The 7,639-nt window shown below is 52.6% G+C and carries 6 protein-coding genes and 1 rRNA gene; 5 read left to right on the forward strand and 2 right to left on the reverse strand.

Annotation, left to right across the window (positions count from 1 at the left end):
* The first annotated feature begins 24 nt into the window (after window positions 1-24).
* From trxC to EDC54_RS16575, 5 genes are all read left to right on the forward strand, one after another.
* Window positions 25-444 (forward strand): thioredoxin TrxC, encoded by a 420-nt coding sequence (gene trxC / locus EDC54_RS16555; protein ID WP_132458889.1) that lies wholly within the window; start codon window positions 25-27, stop codon window positions 442-444.
* Between the two features lie 175 nt (window positions 445-619).
* Complete coding sequence (locus tag EDC54_RS16560) at window positions 620-1,354, forward strand: tRNA-uridine aminocarboxypropyltransferase (RefSeq protein ID WP_132458892.1); 735 nt, start codon at window positions 620-622, stop codon at window positions 1,352-1,354.
* A gap of 32 nt (window positions 1,355-1,386) precedes the next feature.
* Window positions 1,387-4,047, forward strand: a complete 2,661-nt coding sequence (locus EDC54_RS16565; protein ID WP_132458895.1) for a bifunctional acetate--CoA ligase family protein/GNAT family N-acetyltransferase — start codon at window positions 1,387-1,389, stop codon at window positions 4,045-4,047.
* A gap of 186 nt (window positions 4,048-4,233) precedes the next feature.
* Window positions 4,234-5,589 carry a CDP-diacylglycerol--serine O-phosphatidyltransferase gene (pssA, locus tag EDC54_RS16570; protein WP_132458916.1) on the forward strand — a complete coding sequence of 452 codons (1,356 nt, stop codon included), beginning with the start codon at window positions 4,234-4,236 and terminating at the stop codon, window positions 5,587-5,589.
* 62 nt (window positions 5,590-5,651) lie between these two features.
* Window positions 5,652-5,975 (forward strand): YfiM family lipoprotein, encoded by a 324-nt coding sequence (locus EDC54_RS16575; RefSeq protein ID WP_132458898.1) that lies wholly within the window; start codon window positions 5,652-5,654, stop codon window positions 5,973-5,975.
* Here EDC54_RS16575 and EDC54_RS16580 read toward each other — a convergent pair.
* Together EDC54_RS16580 and rrf are read right to left on the reverse strand one after the other, a co-directional pair.
* Complete coding sequence (locus EDC54_RS16580; RefSeq protein ID WP_132458901.1) at window positions 5,972-7,252, reverse strand: MFS transporter; 1,281 nt, start codon at window positions 7,250-7,252, stop codon at window positions 5,972-5,974. The two genes, EDC54_RS16575 and EDC54_RS16580, sit on opposite strands and share 4 nt — an antisense overlap.
* A gap of 291 nt (window positions 7,253-7,543) precedes the next feature.
* Window positions 7,544-7,639 (reverse strand): 5S ribosomal RNA (gene rrf / locus EDC54_RS16585); the annotation flags it as partial.

A 7,639-nucleotide genomic window follows, 5' to 3' on the forward strand; every position in this document is an offset into this window, starting at 1 on the left:
AGTCCTTTTATCCGAGGCCCTGTTATGAATACGGTATGTGGATCTTGCCAGACAACCAATCGCCTGCCAGAAGAACGCATCGATGACTACGCGAAATGCGGTCGCTGTGGAGAAAGCCTATTCAGCGGTGAAATCTTCAATGCCACAGAAGCAACGCTGGATAAGCTGTTACAGGACGATCTCCCTGTCATCGTCGATTTCTGGGCGCCGTGGTGTGGTCCCTGCGTCAACTTCGCCCCCGTGTTCGAAAATGTCGCGCAGGAGCGTAGCGGGAGAATGCGCTTTATTAAGGTCAATACGGAAGCGGAACCTGCGCTCAGCGCCCGTTTTCGTATCCGCAGTATTCCAACCCTCATGATTTTCAAACAGGGACAAATAGTCGACATCCTCAACGGCGCGCTCCCCCAGGCGCAGTTCGAAAGCTGGCTGGACGAGTCGCTGTAGAAACCTTCAGCGTACAGGCAGCTCAACGTCGGGGCGAAAAGATCAAACTGAGGGGGGATTAACAATCCCTCTTTGTGGTCGCCCCGTCTGTCGATTAGAATGTCGCCTTTCTGAGCCTGCTCTTTCTGATGTCATCAGCAGGCTTGCCGCAAAATATCTTGGCGTCACTTAATTCATGATCACCCCGCTTTCTACGCCCGACAATGCCGTGCTTCGCCTGCGCCAGCAGCGTCTTGAGCAGTCAACCAAACCGTTTCGCGCCCGCGGCTGCCGCATCGTTCGCTGCCAGCAGTGCTTGTTGCCCGCGCCCCGTTGCCTATGCGACACCATTCAGGCCCAACCATCCCTCAGTCGTTTCTGTCTGGTGATGTTTGATACCGAGCCGTTAAAACCCAGCAATACCGGACGTCTCATCGCCGATATCCTGCCCGATACACAGGCATTTCGCTGGTCACGTACCGAGCCCGATCCCCAGTTGCTGGCGACGCTGCAAGATCCTAACGTTCAACCCTATTTAGTCTTCCTTGCCGATGCCGCGGAAGAAGGACGTCAGGTGTTTCACCAGCTTCCCGCAACAGCCAAGCCCGCCCTGTTTGTCTTACTCGATGGCACCTGGCCGGAAGCGCGTAAAATGTTCCGCAAAAGCCCCTATCTGGACAACCTGCCGATCCTGTCGCTGACTGTCGAGACACTTTCCCGCTATCAACTGCGTGAAGCCAGCAGCGCAGGTCAGCACTGTACCGCCGAGATCGCCATCGCCCTGCTCGCACAGGCGGGCGATATCGTCGCCGCTGACGCACTATCACAGCATTTCGATCGTTTCCGGCGTCGCTATCTGGCAGGAAAATCACATCCCCGCTTGCGGGAAAGTTTACCCACCGTCACAGCACAAACCGCAGAAAGCGTTTAGTATCAAAGAGGATTGATGTGAAGGAGTGACGCATGAGCCAGCGCGGATTGGAAGCACTGTTACGCCCGAAGTCCATCGCCGTACTCGGCGCATCAGAAAAACCGGGGCGAGCCGGTTTTCTAATGATGAAAAACCTGCTCGACGGCCATTTCAGCGGCCCTGTGCTGCCTGTTACGCCGAAATATCGCGCCGTTTGCGGCGTGCTGGCTTATCCAACGGTCGCCGACCTGCCCATGACGCCCGATCTGGCGGTGATTTGCACCAATTCCAACCGTAACCTGACGCTGTTAGAGGAACTGGGACAAAAAGGCTGCAAAACGGTCATTATCCTTTCCGCACCGCCGTCTCAGCTCGGTGAATTAAAAGCGTGCGCCGTGCGCTATCATATGCGCTTGCTTGGCCCCAACAGCCTCGGACTGCTCGCGCCCTGGCAAGGTCTGAATGCCAGTTTCTCCCCGGTGCCGATCATGAAAGGCAAGCTGGCGTTTATCTCACAGTCGGCCGCTGTTTCAAACACGATTCTGGACTGGGCACAGCAGCGCGGCATCGGTTTTTCCTATTTCATCGCACTCGGCGACAGTCTGGATATTGATGTCGACGATCTGTTGGATTTTCTGGCGCGGGATGGCAAAACCCGCGCCATTCTGCTGCATCTGGAACACATCAGCGACGCGCGGCGTTTTCTTTCCGCTTCCCGCAGCGCGTCCCGCAATAAACCGATACTGGTGATAAAAAGCGGACGCAGCCAGCAAGCGCAGCAACTGCTGAATGACCACCGTCACGGTCTGGACGCCGCCTATGACGCCGCCATTCAGCGAGCCGGTTTGTTGCGGGTGCGGGATACGCATGAACTGTTCTCCGCGGTGGAAACCCTGAGTCACCTGCGGCCGCTGCGCGGCGAACGTTTGATGCTGGTGAGCAATGGCGCATCGCCCGCCGCGCAGGCGCTGGATCAGCTTCTCAGCAGACAAGGAAAGCTCGCCCAGTTGAGTGACGCGACCCGGCAGGCGCTACAGGAAACGCTACCGCAAACGATCAGCATCGGCAACCCGCTCGATCTACGGGATGACGCGACAACCGCACGCTATCTGGCCGCGACGTCCGTACTATTGGATAGCGACGAAATCGATGCGCTGATGATTATTCATGCTCCCAGCGCCGCCTCCCCCAGCACGGAATGCGCCGCGCAGTTGATTACACGCCTGAAACAGCATCCGCGTGGAGAAAGAATCACGCTACTGACGAACTGGTGCGGGGAGTTTTCTTCTCAGGAAGCGCGACGTTTGTTTAACGACGCGGGCATTTCCACCTACCGCACGCCGGAAGGCGCGGTGACGGCATTTATGCATATTGTCGAATATCGCCGAAACCAGAAGCAGCTCATGGAAACCCCGGCGCTGCCGCTGGATCTGGCGACGAATGCCGCTCAGGCACATGCATTAATTCACCAGGCGGTTGCCGATGGCGTGACGCAGCTAGACACGCATGAGGTTCACCCGATCCTACAAGCTTACGGCTTAAATACGCTCCCGACCTGGATTGCCGGTGATAGTGCCGAAGCCGTTCATATTGCCGAGAAAATCGGCTATCCGGTCGCGATTAAGCTGAGATCGCCGGATATTCAGCACAAGTCGGAAGTTCAGGGCGTCATGTTGTACCTGCAAACCGCCAGAGAGGTTCAACAGGCCGCCGACGCCATTCTTGACCGGGTGAAGCGCACCTTCCCACAGGCGCGCATTCACGGCCTGCTGGTTCAGAGCATGGCAAATCGCGCCGGTGCGCAGGAACTCAGAATCGCCGTCGAGCAGGATCCGGTCTTCGGCCCACTGATTATGCTGGGTGAAGGCGGCATCGAGTGGCGGGAAAAACAGGCCGCTGTCGCGCTACCGCCGTTGAATATGACGCTGGCCCGCTACTTAGTATTGCAAGCGGTGAAAGGCGGTAAAATTCGGGAGTACAACGCCTTGCGCCCGTTGGACATCCCGGCGCTTAGCCGCTTACTGGTTCAGGTTTCCAACCTGATTCTCCACTGCCCCGAAATTTCCCGACTGGACATTCACCCGCTGCTGGCATCCGGGGATACCTTTACGCTGCTGGATGTCACGCTGCATCTGGCTCCGTTCGATGGCGATCCGCAATCCAGACTGGCGATCCGCCCCTATCCACACGAGTGGGAAGAAACGGTCATCCTCAAAAATGGCGATGGCTGTCTGTTTCGCCCCATTTTACCGGAAGACGAACCGCTACTCAGTTCGTTCATCGCCAGAGTGACGAAAGAAGATCTGTATTACCGCTATTTCAGCGAGATTAATGAATTTACTCATGAAGATTTAGCCAATATGACGCAGATTGATTACGATCGCGAAATGGCCTTCGTTGCCGTGCGTCAGGCGGGAGAAGAGCACGAAATCATTGGTGTAACGCGCGCGATTTCCGACCCCGATAATACGGATGCCGAATTCGCCGTACTGGTGCGTTCCGATCTTAAAGGACTCGGCCTTGGCAGACGGCTGCTGGAAAAGCTGATTCACTATGCGCGGGTACATGGTCTCACACGTTTAACGGGCATCACCATGCCGCATAACCAAGGCATGATCCAGCTTTCCCGCAAACTCGGTTTTCACATCGACGTACAATTAGAAGAAGGGATTGTCGCACTGGCGCTACCGCTAAAGGATGATCGTAAGACGTGACGACGATCTTGCCGCAGGGATTGTTATACCTATCAATAGCAAAACAGACTCACAACCGCGAACAAGTAATGGTATTATCGCTCATTCGGCTATTCCTTAACTTTTGATAATGACCAGCAGGTCATATACCCTGATACCGCTTTAAGTCTGATGGGTATAAACTGATGAGAGAAGAAACGCACTGTGATGCTGTCAAATTTTAAACGCAATAAATACCAACAGCACCTTGCACAACTGCCCAGAATTCCTCAGAACGCAGATGACGTTCAGACGTTACATTCGCCTGAACTTTTCCGCACGACGCTGATTAACACCATTTTGAGCGCTAAAAAGCGCATTTATATCGTGGCGCTGTACCTTGAACGCGATGACGGCGGCATGGGGGTTCTATCCGCAATTTATGAAGCCAAACGGCGGTGTCCGGAACTGGACGTCCGCGTGTTAGTTGACTGGCATCGTGCTCAGCGTGGAAGAATTGGCGCCGCGGCAGAAAATACCAATGCCGATTGGTATTGCGACATGGCGAAAAAACACCCGGACACGCATTTCCCTGTCTACGGCATTCCCGTCAATACGCGCGAAGCCCTGGGTGTGCTGCATCTGAAAGGATTCATTGTCGATGACACCGTCATCTACAGTGGAGCCAGCCTGAATGATGTTTACCTGCATCAACATCAAAAATACCGTTATGACCGCTATCAGCTGATTGATAACCCAATACTGGCTGATACGATGGTGCAATATATCCAGAACATGCTGTCGTCTCCGGCCGTGCAGCGACTGGATCACGCCGAACGCCCGAAGAATCTGGAAATCAAGAATGATATCAAGCAGTTCCGTCAGACATTACGCACCGCGGCTTATCAAACGCCGGCATGCGATGTTGATGAGAATACCTTGACCGTCACACCGCTCGTCGGGCTGGGAAGGCAAAGCCCGCTGAATAAAACCATTCACCACCTGATGTATTGCGCGGATGAGCATCTGGTCATATGCACCCCGTATTTCAACCTTCCGGCGCTGTTGGTCAGAAACATTATCCGGCAATTGCGGGACGGTAAAAAAGTGGAAATTATTATTGGTGATAAAACCGCTAATGATTTCTATATTCCGCAAGACCAGCCATTCAAGATCATCGGCGCACTACCGTACCTGTACGAAATCAACTTACGCCGTTTCCTGAGTCGGCTGGAGCGCTATATCGATAATCAACAACTTATTGTGCGATTATGGAAAGATGGCGACAACAGTTTCCACCTGAAAGGCATGTGGGTCGATAACAAATGGCAACTGCTCACAGGGAACAATCTCAATCCACGCGCGTGGCGTCTGGATCTGGAAAATGCGATCCTGATTCATGATCCTCAGCAGCTTCTGTTGCAGCAGCGTCAGGATGAGCTGGATAAAATCAGAACGCACACCCACATAATAAAAAGCTACACGGAGTTGGAGAGTATCGCGCAATACCCGGTAAAAGTTCGCAAGCTGATTCGACGCCTGCGCCGAATCCGTATCGACAGGCTTATTAGTCGTATTCTCTAAGGCTCACGCTATACTTTGAAAAACCCCGGCTTTCGGGGTTTTTTATTATCATGGGAGAAGCTATGCGCTTACTGTGCTTTGCCGCAATGATTTGCTGCTCCGGGTGCAGCCACATCGCGCAAGATCGCTGGACCGGACAGGATAAGGCTCAACATTTTCTCGCCTCCGCCGTCGTCAGCGCAGCCGGGTACGAATACGGCAATCATCAGCGCTGGAGCGCCGATCGTAGCGGTGGATTCGGTATAATGTTGGCCATCAGCGTTGGCATGGCGAAAGAACTTTATGACAGTCGGGAAGGCGGCACAGGGTGGAGCTGGCAGGATCTTGTGTGGGATATAGCCGGTGCAACCACCGGCTATGCATTATGGCAACTCTCTGAGCACTAGAGCTTCATTCCTTTGTCTTTACGATGCAGCGTTAACGACACAATAAAGGCGACCGCTCCCATTACCGAAACATACCAGAAAAACACCGTTTCCATACCAAACGATTTCAGCGAAAGCGCCACATATTCCGCCGAACCGCCAAACAACGCATTAGCTACCGCATAAGATAAGCCAACCCCCAATGCACGAACCTCGGGCGGGAACATTTCTGCCTTCAAAATACCGCTGATGGAGGTATAGAAACTGACAATAATCAGAGAAAGCATGACCAGTGAAAAAGCGAGAACGGGGCTGGTCACATTCTGTAAAACCGTCAGAATCGGAACCGTCAGCAGTGCCGCAAATCCGCCAAAACAGAGCATTGAGCTGCGACGACCAATCTTATCCGACATCGCGCCAAAGAAAGGTTGCAGCAGCATAAAGACAAATAGCGCAAGCGTCATTAACCCACTGGCGGTTTTCGCATGCATTCCCGCCGTATTCACCAGATATTTTTGCATGTAAGTGGTGAAAGTATAAAAAGCCAGAGAACCGCCTGCCGTAAAGCCCAATACGGTGATAAAAGCGCGGCGATTCTTCCACAATCCCGCCAGCGACCCGGCATCTTTATGCTCACGGGTCGCTTTATCAGACGTTTCATTTAATGACCGACGTAAATAGAGCGCCACGATCGCTAAAATAGCCCCTAAAGCAAACGGAATACGCCAGCCCCATGCGCGTAGGTCTTCATCGCTCAGAATATGCTGCAAAATTACGACGACCAACAGCGCCAATAATTGACCGCCAATCAGCGTGACATACTGGAAAGAGGCATAAAACCCCTTTTTCCCCTCAACCGCAACTTCACTCATATATGTTGCGCTGGTGCCGTATTCGCCGCCAACAGAAAGCCCTTGGAATAACCGCGCTAATAACAGCAACAGCGGAGCCCAGGTTCCGATAGTGTCGTACCCTGGTAAACATGCAATGACCAGCGACCCAAAACACATCATGCAAACGGAGATTAGCATTGAATTTTTACGACCATGCTTGTCAGCAATGTAACCGAAAAGCCAACCGCCTATCGGTCTCATCAAAAAGCCTGCTGCAAAAACCCCTGCTGTCTGTAACAACTGAGTCGTTGTATTTCCCGAAGGGAAAAAGATATGAGCGAAATAGATTGAGCAAAAGGAATAAACATAAAAATCAAACCACTCAACCAAATTACCCGATGAAGCGCCAACTATAGCTCGGATACGCTGACGCGTATCTTTCGCTTTTTCCGTTAGGTCAGTCATCTTATTTTATTCTCCTGTTTTTCGAGCATAAAATGTTGCCCGCTATAGTAAAGCAGCACCTAATCCCTGAGGCAAAAAGTTCCTGATTGTAATCATTTATAAAAATAGCACGATAATTCACAACGTCACGATCTTCGTGGATGTATAGATGGATAAATGAGTAAAACGTTACGCTGAATAAGCGTTGATAAGAAAATCAACGCTTATTCAGATGAAAGAAAAGGTGACAATCCTGAACTCGAGACAAACAAAAGGCCACCCGCTTAAAGGTGGCCTTTTGCTTCAATTGAAACCTGGCAGTTCCCTACTCTCACATGGGGAGACCCCACACTACCATCGGCGCTACGGCGTTTCACTACTGAGTTCGGCATGGGGTCAGGTGGGACC

It is taken from the genome of Samsonia erythrinae (assembly GCF_004342665.1).
GTDB classification, from domain to species: domain Bacteria; phylum Pseudomonadota; class Gammaproteobacteria; order Enterobacterales; family Enterobacteriaceae; genus Samsonia; species Samsonia erythrinae.

What these genes read in the sequence shown, in the direction of transcription:
- EDC54_RS16565 (WP_132458895.1), top strand. Translation starts at nt 1,387, where the DNA reads ATGAGCCAGCGCGGATTGGAAGCACTGTTACGCCCGAAGTCCATCGCC.
- EDC54_RS16560 (WP_132458892.1), top strand. Translation starts at nt 620, where the DNA reads ATGATCACCCCGCTTTCTACGCCCGACAATGCCGTGCTTCGCCTGCGC.
- EDC54_RS16575 (WP_132458898.1), top strand. Translation starts at nt 5,652, where the DNA reads ATGCGCTTACTGTGCTTTGCCGCAATGATTTGCTGCTCCGGGTGCAGC.
- trxC (WP_132458889.1), top strand. Translation starts at nt 25, where the DNA reads ATGAATACGGTATGTGGATCTTGCCAGACAACCAATCGCCTGCCAGAA.
- EDC54_RS16580 (WP_132458901.1), bottom strand. Translation starts at nt 7,252, where the DNA reads ATGACTGACCTAACGGAAAAAGCGAAAGATACGCGTCAGCGTATCCGA.
- pssA (WP_132458916.1), top strand. Translation starts at nt 4,234, where the DNA reads ATGCTGTCAAATTTTAAACGCAATAAATACCAACAGCACCTTGCACAA.